The 16,626-nt window shown below is 72.8% G+C and carries 11 protein-coding genes and 1 pseudogene; 10 read left to right on the top strand and 2 right to left on the bottom strand.

Translation table 11 applies throughout. The annotated features are described in order from the left end of the window. The first annotated feature begins 125 nt into the window (after positions 1 to 125). Genes hisI through O7610_RS10495 form a run of 3 tightly spaced genes read left to right on the top strand, consistent with a single transcriptional unit; the run spans position 126 to position 2,787 of the window. Positions 126 to 572, top strand: a complete 447-nt coding sequence (gene hisI / locus O7610_RS10505) for a phosphoribosyl-AMP cyclohydrolase (RefSeq protein ID WP_281550560.1) — start codon at positions 126 to 128, stop codon at positions 570 to 572. Then, a complete protein-coding gene (locus O7610_RS10500; RefSeq protein WP_289213163.1) occupies positions 569 to 2,128 on the top strand; it encodes an anthranilate synthase component I in 1,560 nt (519 codons plus the stop codon). The genes hisI and O7610_RS10500 overlap by 4 nt, the downstream gene beginning before the upstream one ends. Before the next feature lie 11 nt (positions 2,129 to 2,139). Next, entirely contained in the window at positions 2,140 to 2,787 is a 648-nt protein-coding gene (locus O7610_RS10495) for a Trp biosynthesis-associated membrane protein (RefSeq protein WP_281550558.1), read from the top strand. Between the two features lie 97 nt (positions 2,788 to 2,884). Here the strand turns inward: O7610_RS10495 and O7610_RS10490 are convergent. Continuing rightward, positions 2,885 to 3,112, bottom strand: a pseudogene (locus O7610_RS10490) (hypothetical protein); the annotation flags it as partial. Positions 3,113 to 3,546: 434 nt separating this feature from the next. Here O7610_RS10490 and trpC point away from each other — a divergent pair. The 5 genes from trpC to O7610_RS10465 all read left to right on the top strand — a co-directional run bounded on the left by trpC (position 3,547) and on the right by O7610_RS10465 (position 9,101). Next, positions 3,547 to 4,350 carry an indole-3-glycerol phosphate synthase TrpC gene (trpC, locus tag O7610_RS10485; RefSeq protein WP_281555624.1) on the top strand — a complete coding sequence of 268 codons (804 nt, stop codon included), beginning with the start codon at positions 3,547 to 3,549 and terminating at the stop codon, positions 4,348 to 4,350. After that, positions 4,347 to 5,630 carry a tryptophan synthase subunit beta gene (gene trpB, locus O7610_RS10480; protein ID WP_281550557.1) on the top strand — a complete coding sequence of 428 codons (1,284 nt, stop codon included), beginning with the start codon at positions 4,347 to 4,349 and terminating at the stop codon, positions 5,628 to 5,630. Before trpC ends, trpB begins: the two co-directional genes overlap by 4 nt. After that, positions 5,627 to 6,427: a tryptophan synthase subunit alpha gene (gene trpA / locus O7610_RS10475; protein WP_281550556.1), complete on the top strand. Its 801-nt coding sequence runs from the start codon at positions 5,627 to 5,629 to the stop codon at positions 6,425 to 6,427. The genes trpB and trpA overlap by 4 nt, the downstream gene beginning before the upstream one ends. Before the next feature lie 116 nt (positions 6,428 to 6,543). Next, positions 6,544 to 7,860 (top strand): prolipoprotein diacylglyceryl transferase, encoded by a 1,317-nt coding sequence (gene lgt, locus O7610_RS10470; protein ID WP_281550555.1) that lies wholly within the window; start codon positions 6,544 to 6,546, stop codon positions 7,858 to 7,860. 44 nt (positions 7,861 to 7,904) lie between these two features. Next, complete coding sequence (locus O7610_RS10465; RefSeq protein ID WP_281550554.1) at positions 7,905 to 9,101, top strand: FAD-dependent oxidoreductase; 1,197 nt, start codon at positions 7,905 to 7,907, stop codon at positions 9,099 to 9,101. A gap of 49 nt (positions 9,102 to 9,150) precedes the next feature. Here the strand turns inward: O7610_RS10465 and O7610_RS10460 are convergent, their stop codons facing one another. Continuing rightward, positions 9,151 to 10,137 (bottom strand): GNAT family N-acetyltransferase, encoded by a 987-nt coding sequence (locus O7610_RS10460; RefSeq protein WP_281550553.1) that lies wholly within the window; start codon positions 10,135 to 10,137, stop codon positions 9,151 to 9,153. A 146-nt stretch (positions 10,138 to 10,283) separates the two neighbouring features. Between O7610_RS10460 and gltB the strand changes: the two genes are divergently transcribed. After that, on the top strand, positions 10,284 to 14,903 hold the full coding sequence (gene gltB / locus O7610_RS10455) for a glutamate synthase large subunit (RefSeq protein WP_281550552.1): 4,620 nt from the start codon (positions 10,284 to 10,286) through the stop codon (positions 14,901 to 14,903). Beyond that, on the top strand, positions 14,896 to 16,464 hold the full coding sequence (locus O7610_RS10450; protein ID WP_281550551.1) for a glutamate synthase subunit beta: 1,569 nt from the start codon (positions 14,896 to 14,898) through the stop codon (positions 16,462 to 16,464). The genes gltB and O7610_RS10450 overlap by 8 nt, the downstream gene beginning before the upstream one ends. Positions 16,465 to 16,626 lie beyond the last annotated feature (162 nt).

Here is a 16,626-nt window from a genome sequence, read left to right as displayed (position 1 = left end):
TACTCCGGAAGCCGTACCGGCACAGCCCCCGAACCGTCGATTCCGGCCGACCGCTGTCGGGCTCACGACACCGCACGCCGGAGGCCGCGCCACAGCGGTCGGGGCGTACGGAACAATCGGGCACTGTGTCCGTACCAGATGAATCGGCAGCCGGCCCACCGACCACCGCCCGGCGGCCCGCGCCCGGCGACCCGCCGCGGAGCTCCGCGCTCGATCCCGCCGTCGCCGCCCGGCTGCGCCGCACCGCCGACGGCCTGGTCGCCGCCATCGTGCAGCGGCACGGCAGCGGCGAGGTGCTGATGATGGCGTGGATGGACGACGAGGCGCTGCACCGCACCCTCACCACCGGCCGGGCCACCTACTGGTCGCGCAGCCGGCAGGAATACTGGGTCAAGGGCGCCACCTCCGGGCACCACCAGTACGTGCGGTCGGTGCGGCTGGACTGTGACGGCGACGCGGTGCTGGTCACGGTCGAGCAGGTCGGCGCCGCCTGCCACACCGGGGCCGGTAACTGTTTCTTCGACGAGCTGCCGGTGACCGGCACCATCGCCGACCCTCAGGAGAATCGATGATCACCGGTACGGTCAGCCCGGACGAGCCGACCTTTCAGACCCTGGCCCGGCAGCGTCGGGTGGTGCCGGTCACCCGACGGCTGCTGGCCGACGGCGAGACCCCGGTCGGGGTGTACCGCAAGCTCGCCGGCGGACCCGGCACCTTCCTGCTGGAATCCGCCGAACAGGGTGCCGGGTCGGCCGGCACCGCCTGGTCGCGCTACTCGTTCATCGGGGTACGCAGCGCGGCGACGCTCACCGAGTCAGCTGGCGGTGCGCACTGGCTCGGCGATCCGCCCGACGGGGTGCCCACCGAGGGTGACCCGGTCGAGGTGCTGCGGGCGACCGTCGCCGCGTTGACCGGGCCGGCCCCGGACACCGACCCGGTCGGCGGCGGCCTGCCGCCGCTGACCGGCGGCCTGGTCGGCTACCTCAGCTACGACTTCGTCCGCCGGTTGGAGCGGATCCCCGAGCACACCGAGGACGATCTCGCGCTGCCCGAGTTCGGGTTGCTGCTCGCCACCGACCTGGTGGTGCTCGACCATTTCGACGGTACGGCGATCCTGGTCGCCAACGCGGTCCTGCCGGCGGCGGCCGACCCGGTCACTGCGGCAGCCGCCTACCACCACGCGATCGGCCGGCTCGACGCGATGACGACCGCGCTGTCCCGGCCCAACCCGCCGATGGTGTCGATGATGGACGCGCCCGCCGGGCCCGGGCCGGCGGCCCGTAGCCGCACCGCCGCGGGTGCGTACCCCAAGGCGGTCGAGGAGGCCAAGGAGGCGATCCGGGTCGGCGAGTGCTTCCAGATCGTGCTGGCTCAGCGGTTCGAGCGGGACACCTCCGCCGACCCGCTGGACGTCTACCGGGTGCTGCGGGCGACCAACCCCAGCCCGTACATGTACCTGCTGCGGTTCGACGACTTCGACGTGGTGGGCTCCTCGCCGGAGGCGCACCTCAAGGTCACCGTCACCGCCGGCGGCACCCGGCGGGCGATGCTGCACCCGATCGCCGGCACCCGGCGGCGGGGCGCCACCCCGCAGGTCGACGCCGCCCTCGCCACCGAGCTGCTCAACGATCCGAAGGAACGTGCCGAGCACGTGATGCTGGTCGACCTGGGCCGCAACGATCTCGGCCGGGTCTGCCGGCCGGGCACCGTCGAGGTGCCCGAGTTCGCCACCGTCGAGCGGTACAGCCACGTGATGCACATCGTGTCGACGGTGGTGGGCGAGCTGCGCGAGGACCGGACCGCGTTCGACGCGCTGGCGGCCACCTTCCCGGCCGGCACCCTGTCCGGTGCGCCGAAGGTCCGGGCGATGGAGATCATCGAGGAGTTGGAGCCGACCCGACGTGGCCTGTACGGCGGCACCGTCGGCTACTTCGGGTTCGGCGGCGACCTGGACATGGCGATCGCGATCCGGACCGCGCTGATTCGCCGGGGCCGCGCCTACGTGCAGGCCGGCGCGGGGATCGTGGCGGACTCGGATCCGGCCGCCGAGGAACGGGAGACGCAGAGCAAGGCAGCGGCGGTGCTGGTCGCGATCGCCGCCGCCGAGACGCTGCGTCCGGCCCGGTGACCGGTCCGGGCATGTCCGCCGCGCCGGGGCGGGCCCTCGCCGGCACCGCCGTCACCTGTCTGGCCGGAGCCGGCCTGGTGATGTACGCCGCTGGACGGGACTGGGCGGTCGAGGTGACCGGGCGTCCGGCGCCGCTGCCGGCGGTCGAGGTGGCCCGTACCGGTGCCGACGTGCTGCCGTGGCTGCCGGCCGTCGCCCTGGTCGGACTGGCCGGCACCGGCGCGGTGCTGGCCACCCGAGGGCTGGCCCGGCGGCTGGTCGGCGCGCTGCTCGCGGCACTCGGCGTGGCGCTGGCGGCCGGTGGGCTGACGGTGCTGGTCGCTGGTGCCGGTCCGACCGGTCCGACGACGGACAGCACTGTGTCGGCCCCGCAGTGGCCGGCGTCGACGGTGATCGGTGCGGTGCTGCTCGCCGCCGGTGGGCTGGTCACCGCGCTGCGCTCCCGGCACTGGCCGGCGATGGGCGCCCGGTACGAGCGAAGCCGGCCCGGTGGTGACGGGTCTGGTGGGGCGGGGCCCGGTGGTGCCGGGTCCGGTCCGGGTGCCGACGGCCGGGTGACCGGTGCGGGTGGCCGGTCTACCCGGTCGACGCTGGATGCGTGGAACGCTTTGGACCGGGGCGAGGACCCGACCGAGGACGACCTGGGCGCCGACCGGTGACGGCAGCGGTGGCGGCTTCAGCGGTGATGCCTTCAGCGGTGGCGGCTTCAGCGGTGGCGGTTGTGGTGGCTTCATCAGCGGTGTCGGGCACGTCGACGGACCGGCCGGCGGTGAGCGTGGCCACCAGCCGGCGGATCTCGTCCCGCTGGTGGGCGCGGGCCCGGTCGGCGCAGATCGCCTCCCAGGCGTTGCCCTTGGCGGTACGTACCCGGTGATCGCCGACCACGGCCCGTTCCATGGTGTGCACGACCTCGGCGGCCAGCGAGACCACGGCCCGGGGGATGGCGATCAGGTCGACATTGGCGTCCCGTGGTGTGCTGCTCATGGCGTCCCCCAGGTGGTTGCGTGGCCGGCGGCTACCGCCGACCAGTCTGCCCGAACCCATGCTGACCGGGGGCTGTTTCACAGCGGTGACCCGCAGGTCAACTATCGCCCAACGGGGCGGGCGGCACCCGTACCACCGGTGTTGATCTGCACCACAGCGGAGCCGGCACCGCCGACACGATATGATCAGTGTCGATGGGGTCCGGTGCTGCCCGGGTGGCCCGGCCCCCGGTTGGTCGTTGGCACGGTGGGTGACGCCCTTCTCACAAAAGTTGGGCATTATGCCCCAGCCCAGATGGTGAGGCGCGCCATACCCCCGACTCCGGCTCACCTGCGTCGCCACCTAGCATCGGGCGCATGACACCCGGAGAGGGGAGTCCGTTGGTGACTGCTGACCAGGAGGACAGCGCCGGACCGTCGGCGCCGGCGCTCGGAGTGCTCGACGAGATCATCGCCGGCGTCCGAGCCGAGGTACAACGCCGCGAAGGGCTGGTCCCGCTGAGCCGGATCCGTGAGCTCGCCGCCGCCGCGCCGCCGCCAATTGACGCCTGCGCAGCGCTGCGCAAGCCTGGGGTCGGGGTGATTGCCGAGGTCAAGCGGGCCTCGCCGTCCAAGGGTGCGCTGGCCGACATCCCGGACCCGGCCGACCTTGCCTCGGAGTACGCCGCCGGCGGTGCCCGCTGCATCAGCGTGCTGACCGAGCAGCGGTGGTTCGGCGGCTCACTGGACGACCTCACCGCCGTACGGGCCGCCGTCGACGTGCCGGTGCTGCGCAAGGACTTCATCGTCTCCAGCTACCAGGTGCACGAGGCCCGCGCCCACGGCGCCGACCTGGTCCTGCTGATGGTGGTAGCGCTGGAGCAGAACGTGCTGGTCGGTCTGCTGGAGCGGATCGAGTCGCTGGGCATGACCGCGCTGGTCGAGGTGCACACCGAGGAGGAGGCCGACCGGGCCCTCGAAGCCGGCGCCCAGGTCATCGGGGTCAACGCCCGTGATCTGCGCACCCTGGAGGTGGACCGGTCGGTGTTCGAACGCATCGCGCCAGGGCTGCCGAACAGTGTCGTCAAGATCGCCGAGTCGGGGGTGCGCGGGCCGCACGACCTGATCCGGTACGCGTCGGCCGGCGCCGACGCCGTCCTGGTCGGTGAGGGCCTGGTGACCCAGAAGAGCCCCCGGGACGCGGTCGCCGAGCTGGTCAACGCCGGCAACCACCCGGCGACGCCGAGGCCGGTCCGATGAACGCCCCGAACGTCACCGGCGTCGACGCGCCGGGCACCGGCGTGGGGTCCGCCGCGCTGCCCGACGACACCGGCCACTTCGGCCGCTACGGCGGACGCTTCGTCCCGGAGGCGCTGATCGCCGCCCTCGACGAGCTGGATGTCGCGTACCGCAAGGCGATGTCCGACGACGGCTTCCGGGCCGACTTCGACCGACTGCTGCGCGACTACGCCGGCACCCCGTCGCTGCTCTACCGGGCCGAGCGGCTGTCCGCGCAGGTCGGCGCGACGGTGCTGCTCAAACGGGAGGACCTCAACCACACCGGCGCGCACAAGGTGCGCAACGTGCTCGGCCAGGCGTTGCTGACCCGGCGGATGGGCAAGCCCCGGATCATCGCCGAGACCGGCGCCGGTCAGCACGGTGTGGCCAGTGCCACCGCCGCCGCCCTGCTGGACCTCGAATGCGTGGTCTACATGGGCGAGGTAGACACCGAACGGCAGGCACTCAACGTGGCCCGGATGCGGATGCTCGGCGCCACCGTGGTGCCGGTGACCACCGGGTCGCGTACCCTCAAGGACGCGCTCAACGAGGCGCTGCGTGACTGGGTGGCCAGCGTCGACCACACCCACTACCTGATCGGCACCGCCGCCGGCCCGCACCCGTTCCCGGTGATGGTCCGCGACTTCGTGCGCGGCATCGGCGACGAGGCCCGCCAGCAGTGCCTGGACAGCCTCGGCGCGCTCCCGGACGCGGTCACCGCCTGCGTCGGCGGCGGCTCCAACGCCATCGGCATCTTCCACGCCTTCGTCGGCGACGACCAGGTCCGGCTGTACGGCTTCGAGGCCGGCGGGGACGGGGTGGCCACCGGCCGGCACGCGGCCAGCATCACCGGCGGTGCCGCCGGGGTGCTGCACGGTGCCCGTACCTACCTGCTGCAGGACGACGACGGGCAGACCCTGGACTCGCATTCGATCTCGGCCGGGCTGGACTACCCGGCGGTCGGGCCGGAGCACGCCTGGCTGCACGACGCCGGCCGGGCCCGCTACCAGCCGATCACCGACGCCGAGGCGATGACGGCGTTCCAGCTGCTCTGCCGCACCGAGGGGATCATCCCGGCGATCGAGAGCGCACACGCGCTCGCCGGCACCCTGCGGATCATCCCGGAACTCACCGCCGAGCTGGGGCGCGAGCCGACCATCGTGGTCAACCTCTCCGGGCGCGGCGACAAGGACGTACACACCGCCGGCGCCTACTTCGGCATTCTCGACGGGCAGGACCGACTCGACGGGCAGGACCGATGAGCATCTCGGTGGCGTTCGACAAGGCCCGGGCCGAGGGCCGCGCCGTGCTGGTCGGCTGCATGCCGGCCGGCTTCCCCAGCGTCGACGACAGCATCGTCGCGATGCGGGCGATGGTCGACGCCGGGGTCGACGTCATCGAGGTCGAGCTGCCCTACTCCGACCCGGTGATGGACGGCCCGGTGATCCAGCGGGCCAGCGACATCGCCCTGGCCGGCGGGGTCCGCACCGCCGACGCGCTGCGGATCATCGAGGCAGTCGCCGCGACCGGCGCGCCGGTGGTGACCATGACCTACTGGAACCCGATCGAGCGGTACGGCGTCGACGCCTTCGCCCGTGACCTGGCGGCGGCCGGCGGCACCGGGCTGATCACCCCGGACCTGATCCCGGACGAGGCGGACGAGTGGCTGGCCGCCTCGGACGCGTACGGCCTGGACCGGACCTTCCTCGTCTCGCCGTCGTCGACCGACGCGCGGCTGGCGATGACCGTGCGGCACTGCCGGGGTTTCGTCTACGCCACCGCGCTGATGGGTGTCACCGGGGCCCGCGAGCAGTCGTCCGGCGCGGCACCGACCCTCGTCGGCCGACTGCGCCAGCTCACCGACCTGCCGGTCGGCGTCGGTCTCGGGGTGGGCAACGGCGCCCAGGCGGCCGAGGTCGGTTCGTTCGCCGACGGGGTGATCGTCGGCAGCGCGTTGATCCGGTGCCTGCTGGACGGGGCAGACCTGCCCGCCGGGCTGGCCGCGTTGCGGTCGCTCAGCGGTGAACTCGCCGCCGGGGTACGTGCCGTGACCCGGTGAAGCGGGTTGGGCGGCTTGGCAAAGCAGGCACCGTGACCTGGTCAGCCGGCGACACGCCTGACGCTGGCTGACCGGGGGTCACTGGTTCGGGGTCCACGACGGTAGCGTGTGCACCCGTGACACTCGCCGCGATCCCTAGCCCGGCCACCGCTGTCTGGCAACTTGGTCCGATTCCCATCCGGGCGTACGCGCTCTGCATCGTCCTCGGCATCGTGGTGGCCAGCGCGGTCACCGAGTACCGGCTCCGCCAGCGCGGGGTCCGGCCGTGGGCGGTGCTGGACATCGCCATCTGGGCGGTGCCGTTCGGCATCCTCGGTGCCCGGCTCTATCACGTCATCTCCTCGCCGCAGGCGTACTTCGGCGCCAACGGCAACCCGATCGAGGCGTTCTACATCTGGCAGGGCGGTCTCGGTATCTGGGGCGCTGTCGCCGGTGGCGCGGTCGGTGCCTGGCTGGCCGGCCGACAGCTGGGCATCCCGCTCAGCGTGATCGCCGACGCGCTCGCTCCCGGCCTGCCGCTCGCCCAGGCCGTCGGCCGGTTCGGCAACTGGTTCAACAACGAGCTGTACGGCGGCCCGACCACCTTGCCGTGGGGGCTGCAGGTGCACCAGATGGACCGCAGCAACCCCGGTCAGGCGCTGCGCGACCCGGAGGGCAACCCGGTGCTGGAGCCGGGGCTGTACCACCCGACGTTCCTGTACGAGGCGATCTGGAACGTCGGTGTCGCCGCGCTGGTGCTGCTCGCCGAACGCCGTTGGAAGCTCGGTGCCGGTCGGGCGTTCGCGGTGTACGTGGCGGGCTACACCGCCGGGCGGTTCTGGATCGAGATGATGCGGACCGACGAGGCCAACGAGATCTTCGGTGTCCGGCTGAACGTGTGGACCTCGGCGGTGGTCTTCCTGGCCGCGCTGGTCTATCTCGTCCGGGTACGCGGCCCGCAGCAGTTCCTCGTCCCGTTGGACGAGGAGGGCCGGCCGATGCCGCCCGTCGGCGGGTCGACGTCGGCCGACGCCGGCTCGGACGAGGCCGGGCCGGGCGCCGCTGGCTCGGGCTCCGCTGGCTCGGGCACCGCTGGCTCGGGCACCGCCGGGCCGGCCAAGAGCGGGGCGACCGGATCCGGGGCAGCCGGTGAGGTGTCCCAGGTCGACGTGTCGGGCAAGAAACCCGCCGCCGAGTTGGCCGCCGGCTACCGGGTGGTCACCGAGGAACAGTTCCGGCGGTACGAGAGCACCGGTGAGCTGCCGGCCGAGACCACCGCCGGGACCGGCATCGAGGCCACGTCGGCGGCCGAGATCACTCCGGCGGCCGCGACCGAGCCGGCCGCTGACCCGTCGGCCGCCGAGCCGACCGACACCGCGACCGGCACCGGCACCGACGGCGTCGCTGGAGCCGACGCCGAGACCGGTGCCGGCACCGGCAAGACCGGAAGCTGACCGCCGGTCGGCGGGCGCCGGCCGACCGGGGGAGAGGGGGCGGGATGCGTACTGCGGTCGTGGTGGGGGCGGGTATCGGCGGTCTGGCGGTCGCCGGTGCCCTGGCCCGCACCGGTTGGCGGGTCACCCTGCTGGAACGTGAGGACCGGGTCCGGTCCGACGGCACCGCCCTGGTGCTCTGGCCCAACGGTGTTCGCGCGTTGCGGGCGTTGGGCCTCGGTGCCGGGCTGGAAGCGATCGCCACCCCGGTGTCGCACACCGGGGTACGTCGCCCCGACGGGCAGTGGCTGGTGCAGCCCCGGCCGCAGCCGGAGGACCGCGCCCCCGTGGTGGTGCACCGGGAGGATCTGCACGACGCGCTGATCGCCGGTCTCGGCGAGCAGGCCGAGATCCGCACCGGGGTGACCGTGAAGGGCCTGCGGCCGGCGGTGGACCGGCCGGCGGTGACCATCGGCAGGGGCGTCGTCGAGGCCGATCTGGTGGTGGCGGCGGACGGTGTGCACAGCGCGTTGCGTCCGGCGTTGGCCCCGGGCAGTTCGGTGGTCAGCTCCGGGTGCTCGGCCTGGCGGGCGGTGATTCCCTGGTACCGGGCGCCGCAGCTGGCCGCCGGCCAGGTCGGCGGCGAGATACTCGGCGCCGGCTACCGGTTCGTCTCGGCGTCGCTGGGTGAGCGGGGTTCGGCCGGCGGCTCCAGCCGGGGCGGCATCTACTGGGTGGCGACGGCCGCCGGGGCCTCCCGCCCGGAGCCGCCGGCGACCCAGCTGACCCTGCTGCGCCGCTGGTTCGCCGGCTGGCCGGCCCCGGTGGGCGAGCTGCTCGCCGCCACCGAGCCGGCTGACCTGGTCCAGCAGGAGGTCCGCGAGCTGCGGCCGCTACCCCCGGCGTACGGGTTCCCGGTCGGGCCGGGCGGTGTGGTGCTGCTCGGTGACGCGGCACACGCGATGCCGCACCATCTCGGGCAGGGCGCCTGTCTGGCGTTCGAGGACGCGGCGACGCTGTGCGCCCTGGTGCGGGACACCGTGCCGGGTCCGGCGCTGGCTGCGGCGGTCGAGTCGTACAGCCGGTTGCGCCGGCCACGGGCGGTGGCGATGGTGCGCCAGACCCGGCGGATGGCGGCGGTGCTGTCGGCGCGGGGCCGGCTGGCGCTGCGGGCCCGGGACGCAACGCTCGGCACCATCAGCCCGCGGCTGATGGGCAGTGTGGCAGCCACCGCCGCGCAGTGGCAGCCGCCGCCGTCCTGACCGTGTTGCCCGCGGCGAGTGGGCTGGTCGCCTGCGGGGTGTGGGCCGGTCAGCCGCCGGGGTGGGCGGTGGGCTCGGCGACACAGGAGGTGCCCACCCGGCGGAAGCCGAGCCGGTGGTAGAGCATCGCCACGTCGTCGTCGCCGGCGGCCAGGAAGATCAGGTCGACGCCGGTGGCGAGCGCGTGCCGGGCCAGCGCGGCGGTGACGGCCGATGCCAGGCCCTGACGTCGGGCCGGTGCCACGGTGCCGACGCCGACGATCTCGGCGACGTCGTCGACCCGGTTGAGTGATCCGACGGCGGCCGGCTGGCCGCCGGCCGGCAGCCCGGCCAGGGCGATGGTGTGGCTGCCGTCGGCGATCGCCGACCGTTCGTGCTCGACCAGAGCGTCCGGCAGGGCCGGGTCGACGATGGTCGGGGCCGGTGGGGCGGCGGTGGCGAGCCCGCCGGAGGCCGGCGCGGGCTGCCCGGCCGGGTCCGGTGCGCCAACGCCGGGACCGCCATTGTCGACAGTGGGAAATGTCACTGTAACAATCTCGGGGGCGTCGGCGCCGACGGTCGGCAGCCCGGTGCCGGTGCCGCCGGACGGGCCGAACGCCGCCTGGGCGATGGTGAACCAGGTGGTGAGATCGGCCGCGAAGCCGAATGAGTCCGGGTCGAGCAGCCGCACCGGCCGGTCGGCGAACCGGTCAACCGGGGGCAGAGCGGTCGGGTCGAGCACCATCAGCGGAGCCTGGCGCACGCCGAGCCCGGCCGACCTGGCCACCGCCAGCAGGTCCGGGTTGATCTCGTGGATCCATCCGAAGGACTCGGGAAGGCCCAGTTCGCGCTGCCGGGCGCGTACGGTGGTGATGTCGGCGGCGGCCGGCGGTGCGGTCACGCCTACCCGGGGACGGGCGTAGAACGGCCAACCCGCCTCCTCCTTCCGCACGAAAAGTACATAGTCACCCAGCTCTTCGGGGCGGGCGGCAGCACGCGGTACGGCATCGCAGAACCGGTCCAGCCGATCGAGGAGTGCGTTCTCCTGGTTGGCCACCTTGTGAGACTACACGTCCCATACAATGGACGTGTGATCAATTCGCACTGGTGATGTCCGGTGGCCCCTCACGTAGACTCAGAAAACTCTCCAGGGCCGACGTCGTCCCGAAACCTGTTCATGCGCGAGTGACGACAGGAGGCCCGGTGGTTCTTCCGTACCCGCAGGGACCGCACCCCTGCCCGCCGCAGGCATCCCAGCCGCCGGCGCAGGGTCTCTACGACCCCGCCCACGAGCACGACGCGTGTGGTGTCTCTTTCGTGGCGGACCTCAACGGCCGCCGCTCGCACGACGTGGTGGCCAAGGGCCTGGCCGCGCTGTGCCGGCTCGACCACCGTGGTGCGCGGGGTGCGGAGCAGAACACCGGTGACGGCGCCGGCATCATGATCCAGGTCCCGGACGAGTTCCTGCGGGCCGTCGTCGACTTCGACCTGCCGCCGGCCGGGCAGTACGCCACCGGCCTGGTGTTCCTGCCCGCTGAACCGGCCGACGAGGCCCGGGTCCGCCGGATCGTCGAGAAGTACGCCCTGGTCGAGGGCGCCGACGTGCTCGGCTGGCGGGACGTGCCGGTGCAGCCGGACGGGCTCGGCGAGACCGCCGACGCCGCCCGCCCCCGGATCGCGCAGCTCTTCCTGTCCGCGCAGCGGCTGACCGACTCGGCGGCCGGCCCGGCCGGCACTCCGTTGGCCGGGCTGGACCTGGACCGGGTGGCGTTCTGCGTACGCAAGCAGGCCGAGCGGGAGAGCGCCGAGCGCGGCGTGACCGCCTACTTCCCGTCGCTGTCCGGCCGGACCATGGTCTACAAGGGCATGCTCACCCCCGACCAACTGCCCGAGTTCTACCCCGACCTGCGCGACGAGCGGGTGGCCAGCGCGATCGCCCTGGTGCACTCGCGGTTCTCCACCAACACGTTCCCGTCCTGGCCGCTGTCGCACCCGTACCGGTTCATCGCGCACAACGGCGAGATCAACACGATCCGGGGCAACAAGAACTGGATGAACGCCCGCGAGGCACTGCTCGCCACCGGTGACATCCCCGGCAACATCCGCCGGCTGTTCCCGGTCTGCACCCCGCAGGCGTCCGACTCGGCCAACTTCGACGAGGTCCTCGAACTGCTGCACCTGGCCGGGCGCAGCCTGCCGCACGCCGTACTGATGATGATCCCGGAGGCCTGGGAGAACGACCCCGGGATGGAGCCGGCGAAGCGTGACTTCTACCGCTTCCACGCCAGCTTGATGGAGCCGTGGGACGGTCCGGCCTCGGTTGCCTTCACCGACGGTGAGCTGGTCGGTGCGGTGCTGGACCGCAACGGGCTGCGGCCGGGCCGCTGGTGGCGCACCAGCGACGGCCTGGTGGTGCTGGGCAGCGAGGCCGGCGTGCTCGACCTCGACCCGGCGACCGTGATCGCCAAGGGCCGGCTGCGGCCGGGCCGGATGTTCCTGGTCGACACCGCCGCCGGGCGCATCGTCGAAGACGAGGAGATCAAGGCCGAGTTGGCCGCCGCCCACCCGTACGGCGACTGGCTGCACGCCGGGCTGATCGACCTGCGGGACCTGCCGGAGCGGGACCACATCGTCTACGCGCACGACTCGGTGCAGCGCCGCCAGCAGACCTTCGGCTACACCGAGGAGGAGCTGAAGATCCTGATCGCGCCGATGGCCCGCAAGGGCATCGAGCCGATCGGGTCGATGGGCACCGACACCCCGATCTCGCCGCTGTCCACCCGGCCCCGGCTGCTGTTCGACTACTTCCACCAGCTCTTCGCCCAGGTCACCAACCCGCCGTTGGACGCCATCCGGGAGGAGATGGTGACCAGCCTGCAGTCGACCATCGGCCCGGAGGCCAACCTGCTCGACCCGGGTCCGGCGTCCTGCCGGCAGATCGTGCTGCCGTACCCGATCATCGACAACGACGAGCTGGCCAAGATCCTGTCCATCGACGAGGACGGCGACCTGCCCGGCTTCAAGGCGGTCCGGGTCTCCGGCCTGTACCCGCTGCGTGACGGCGCCGACGGGATCAAGGCCCGGCTCACCGAGATCTGCCGGCACGTGTCCGAGGCGATCGAGGACGGCGTGCGGATCTTCGTGCTGTCGGACCGGGACTCGACCGTCGACCTGGCGCCGATCCCGTCGCTGCTGCTCACCGCCGCCGTGCACCAGCATCTGGTGCGTGAGCAGACCCGCACCCAGGTGGCGTTGCTCGTCGAGTCCGGCGACTGCCGCGAGGTGCACCACGCCGCCGTGCTGATCGGCTACGGCGCCGCCGCGGTCAACCCGTACCTGGCCTTCGAGTCGGTCGAGGACCTGATCGCCACCGGCGCGCTGGCCGGTATCACCTCCACCGAGGCGATCGGCAACTACGTCAAGGCGCTCGGCAAGGGCGTGCTCAAGATCATGTCGAAGATGGGCATCTCGACGGTCTCCTCGTACTGCGGTGCCCAGGTCTTCGAAGCGGTCGGCCTGGACCCCCGGCTGGTCGAGCGCTACTTCGCCGGCACCCCGGGCACCGTCGGCGGGGTCGGGCTGTCCGGCATCCATGCTGAAATCGCCGCCCGGCACGACCGCGCGTACCCGTCGAACAGCGCCGAGCGCTCGCACCGCCGCCTCGACGTCGGCGGCGAGTACCAGTGGCGGCGTGAAGGTGAACTGCACCTGTTCAACCCGGAGACGGTGTTCCTGCTGCAGCACGCCACCCGCTCCGGGCAGTACGACGTGTTCCGCCGCTACACCGCCACCGTCGACGGCCTGGCCGCCGAGGCCGGCTCGCTGCGTGGGCTGTTCACCCTGCGCGACGGGGTCCGCGAGCCGGTGCCGATCGACGAGGTCGAACCGGCTAGCGAGATCGTCAAGCGGTTCTCCACCGGCGCCATGAGCTACGGGTCGATCTCCGCCGAGTCGCACGAGACCCTCGCCATCGCGATGAACCGCCTCGGCGGGCGGTCCAACACCGGCGAGGGCGGCGAGGACGTCGACCGGCTCTACGACCCGGCCCGCCGTTCGGCGGTCAAGCAGATCGCCTCCGGCCGGTTCGGCGTCACCAGCGAGTATCTGGTCAACGCCGACGACCTGCAGATCAAGATGGCGCAGGGGGCCAAGCCGGGTGAGGGCGGCCAGCTGCCCGGCAACAAGGTGTGGCCGTGGATCGCCAAGACCCGTCACGCCACCCCCGGCGTCGGGCTGATCTCTCCGCCGCCGCACCACGACATCTACTCGATCGAGGACCTCGCCCAGCTGGTGCACGACCTCAAGTGCGTCAACCCGGCCGCCCGGGTGCACGTCAAGCTGGTCAGCGAGATCGGCGTCGGCACTGTCGCCGCCGGCGTCGCCAAGCTCAAGGCCGACGTCATCCTGATCTCCGGGCACGACGGCGGCACCGGTGCGTCCCCGCTGAACTCGCTCAAGCACGCCGGCACCCCGTGGGAGCTGGGCCTGGCCGAGACCCAGCAGACGCTGCTGCTGAACAAGCTGCGTGACCGGGTCACCGTCCAGGTCGACGGCCAGCTCAAGACCGGCCGGGACGTGCTGATCGCGGCGCTGCTCGGCGCCGAGGAGTACGGCTTCGCCACCGCCCCGCTGATCGTCTCCGGCTGCGTGATGATGCGCGTCTGCCACCTGGACACCTGCCCGGTCGGCATCGCCACCCAGAACCCGGTGCTGCGGGAACGCTTCACCGGCAAGCCGGAGTTCGTGGAGAACTTCTTCCTGTTCCTCGCCGAGGAGGTCCGCAGCTACCTGGCCGAGCTGGGCTTCCGGTCAATCGACGAGGCGATCGGCCGGGCCGACCTGCTGGACACCACGCCGGCCGTGGAGCACTGGAAGGCCAGGGGCCTGGACCTGTCCGCGGTGCTGCACGTGCCGGCGCTGCCGGCCGGTGCCGCGCTGCGCGGCGTCCGCGCCCAGGACCACGGTCTGGACAGGGCCCTGGACAACGAGCTGATCACCCTGGCCGGACCGGCGTTGACCGAGCGGACCCCGGTGCGGGCGTCGGTGCCGGTCCGCAACGAGCACCGCAGTGTCGGCGCGATGCTCGGCGGCGAGGTGACCCGCCGGGTCGGCGGGGCCGGGCTGCCCGACGACACCATCGAGTTCACCCTGACCGGCACCGCCGGGCAGTCGTTCGGCGCGTTCCTGCCGCGCGGGGTGACGCTGCGGCTGGTCGGCGACGCCAACGACTACGTCGGCAAGGGCCTGTCCGGTGGTCGGCTGATCGTCCGCCCGGACCCGGCGGCCCCGTTCGCGGCGCCCGGTGGCGCCGGTGCCGAGGAGCAGATCATCGCCGGCAACACCATCCTGTACGGGGCGACCGCCGGTGAGCTGTTCCTCCGCGGGCGGGTCGGCGAACGGTTCGCGGTGCGTAACTCCGGTGCGGTCACCGTCGTCGAGGGCGTCGGCGACCACGGCTGCGAGTACATGACCGGCGGTACGGTCGTCGTGCTCGGCCCGACCGGGCGCAACTTCGCCGCCGGCATGTCCGGCGGTACGGCGTACCTGTGGCGCCTCGACGAGAACCTGGTCAACCGGGAGCTGGTGGATCTGGAGCCGGTGGCCGCCGACGCCGAGCCGATGCTGCGTGAGCTGGTCGAGCGGCACTTCGCCGAGACCGACTCGGCGGTGGCTGAGGCGCTGCTCAAGCGCTGGCCGGAGGCGGTGGAGGAGTTCACCGTGGTGGTCCCGCGCGACTACCGACGGGTGCTGGAGACGATGAGGGCCGCCGAAGCCGCCGGCCGTGACGTGGATGAGGCCGTCATGGAGGTGGCTCGTGCCTGACCCGACCGGATTCCTGCGGATCGACCGGCGGCTGCCGCATCGCCGACCCGTGCCGGTGCGGATCATGGACTGGCGGGAGGTCTACCCGCCGGCCACCGATGAGCTGATCCGCGAGCAGGCGACCCGCTGCATGGACTGCGGCATTCCGTTCTGCCACGACGGCTGCCCGCTGGGCAACCGCATCCCGGACTGGAACGACCTGGTCCGTACCGGTGGCTGGGCGTCGGCGATCGAGTCGCTGCACGCCACCAACAACTTCCCGGAGTTCACCGGCCGGCTCTGCCCGGCGCCCTGTGAGGCGGCCTGCGTGCTGGGTATCGCCGGCGGCGCGCCGGTCACCATCAAGCAGGTCGAGGTGGAGATCATCAACCGGGCGGTCGGCGCCGGTCTGGTCACTCCGCATCCGGTGCCGGAGCCGTCCGGGCGGCGGGTCGCGGTGGTCGGTTCCGGCCCGGCCGGGCTGGCCGCCGCCCAGCAGCTGGCGCGCGCCGGGCACGCGGTCACCGTCTTCGAGCGTGACGACGCCATCGGCGGCCTGATGCGGTACGGCATCCCCGACTTCAAGTTGGAGAAGGAGCACATCGATCTGCGGTTGGCCCAGTTGGCGGCCGAGGGCGTGCAGTTCCGCACCGGAGTGAACGTCGGCGTCGACGTGACCGCCGAGCAGTTGCGCGCCGACCACGACGCGGTGCTGCTGGCCTGCGGGGCGCTGGCCGGCCGGGACACCCCGGCGACGCCGGGCCGGGCGCTTCGCGGGGTGCACCTGGCGATGGAGCACCTGGTCGAGTCGAACCGGGTGGTGGCGGCTGCGGCGGCGCACGCCCGCACGGCCGAGGCGGCCGGGGTGGTGGCCGTCGAGCCGCCGTCGGAGTCCGGGTCATCGCACGTGGACGGCGTACCGGTGGACCGGCCGGCGATCGACGCGGCCGGCCGGCACGTGGTGATCATCGGCGGGGGTGACACCGCCGCCGACTGCCTCGGGGTGGCGCACCGGCAGGGTGCGGCCGGGGTCTACCAGCTGGACCTCTACCCGGAGCCGCCGAGCGCCCGCGACGAGGCCCGGGACCCGTGGCCGACCTGGCCGTGGGTGCTGCGCGAGTACCCGGCGCACGAGGAGGGCGGCGAGCGGGTCTTCGCCGTCGCGGTGCAGGAGTTCGTCGACGACGGCACCGGCGCGGTACGGGCGGTCCGCATCGCCGAGGTGACAGTGACCAAGCGTGACGGCGAGCGGATCCTGACCGTGGTGCCGGGCACCGAGCGGGAGCTGCCGGCGGACCTGGTGCTGCTGGCGATCGGCTTCGAGGGCACCGAGCAGCAGCCGTTGCTGGAGCAGCTGCGGCTGGTCCGTAACCGGCGCGGGGCGATCGACTCCGACGGTGACTGGCAGACCGCCACCAAGGGGGTCTTCGTCGCCGGTGACATGCACCGGGGGGCGTCGTTGATCGTGTGGGCGATCGCCGAGGGACGGGCGGCGGCGGCCGCCATCCACTCGTACCTCGGTGGGGTGGGGGAGCTGCCGGCACCGGTGGTGCCGACGGCGCAGCCACTCGCCGCCCGCTGACCAGGACCGTTCCGTTCGGCCCTGCTGAAGATCTGCTGGTCTTCGGTGGGGCCGTTCCTCTTTCGGGGATGCGGATGTTTCGATAGCATTACCGGCTAGTAACAACCGTTACTCCCCACGGCCACGCGCGCGGCCACGAGGATCCCCCCATCCTTGTGAGGT

It is taken from the genome of Solwaraspora sp. WMMA2065 (assembly GCF_030345075.1).
GTDB lineage: Bacteria > Actinomycetota > Actinomycetes > Mycobacteriales > Micromonosporaceae > Micromonospora_E.
Note: the sequence above shows the minus strand (reverse complement) of the source record. Positions and strands in the feature narration are given on the sequence as shown.

Coding starts and splice junctions, on each gene's coding strand:
- O7610_RS10495 (WP_281550558.1), top strand. CDS start 2,140: ATGTCCGCCGCGCCGGGGCGGGCCCTCGCCGGCACCGCCGTCACCTGT.
- O7610_RS10500 (WP_289213163.1), top strand. CDS start 569: ATGATCACCGGTACGGTCAGCCCGGACGAGCCGACCTTTCAGACCCTG.
- trpA (WP_281550556.1), top strand. CDS start 5,627: ATGAGCATCTCGGTGGCGTTCGACAAGGCCCGGGCCGAGGGCCGCGCC.
- O7610_RS10465 (WP_281550554.1), top strand. CDS start 7,905: ATGCGTACTGCGGTCGTGGTGGGGGCGGGTATCGGCGGTCTGGCGGTC.
- trpB (WP_281550557.1), top strand. CDS start 4,347: ATGAACGCCCCGAACGTCACCGGCGTCGACGCGCCGGGCACCGGCGTG.